The sequence below is a fragment of the Mesorhizobium sp. GbtcB19 genome, assembly GCF_019091085.1.
GTDB lineage: Bacteria > Pseudomonadota > Alphaproteobacteria > Rhizobiales > Rhizobiaceae > Mesorhizobium.
Window position 1 is genome coordinate 1 of sequence record NZ_JAGXJY010000088.1, and the last position, 728, is coordinate 728.

1 protein-coding gene is annotated in these 728 nt (G+C 64.6%); it reads left to right on the forward strand.

Going from position 1 to position 728, the window contains the following annotated elements; all coding sequences use genetic code 11:
- Positions 1–67: 67 nt before the first annotated feature.
- Positions 68–728, forward strand: a 661-nt coding sequence (locus KVT37_RS31715; protein ID WP_254634399.1) for an AMP-binding protein, incomplete at its 3' end; no start/stop codon positions are given.

Below are 728 nucleotides of genomic sequence, written 5' to 3' on the forward strand. Positions count from 1 at the left end.
CCTGACATCGCGCCACCTCGCCTATGTCACCTACCCCCCGGGCTCAACCGGCACGCCGAAGGGCGTCATGGTCGAGCAACGGGGTGTGGTCAACATGATCGCGGCCTTGCGGGTGACCTACGCCTTGTCCGATCGCGACCGCGCGCTTCAGTTTGCGTCCATATCGTTCGACGTATCGGCCGAAGAGATATTTCCTGTTCTGGCGGCGGGTGCCGCACTGATCCTGCGAACCGACGCATGGTTGGCATCGACCAAGGTCTTCGTTGATCTGTGCGGCGCCTTCGGCGTCACAATGGTGAACCTCCCTTCCCAGTTCTGGGCCCAGATGACGCTCGAGTTGCCCGGCGCGGCGCTTCCCGGCAGCGTGCGTCAGGCGGTGATTGGAAGCGAAGCGGTCAATCCCGCCGCGCTGAAGGCGTGGTTTGGCCGCGCCGGCCACCGGCCGGTCCTGTTCAATGTCTACGGTCCGACGGAAGCCTCTGTCGATGCGACACTGCTGGAAGTGCGCGCGGATACGCCGTGGTCTTCGATTGGCCGCCCGATATCGAATGCGCGGACCTATATTCTGGACGGGCATAGTGAGCCTGTTCCGATCGGCGTTGCGGGCGAGCTCTACATCGGCGGTCTCGGCGTTGCACGCGGTTACCTGAACGGTCCGGAACTCACGGCGGAACGGTTCGTGGCGGATCGCTTCAGTGGCGAGGCCGGGGCGCGGCTCTACCGTACCG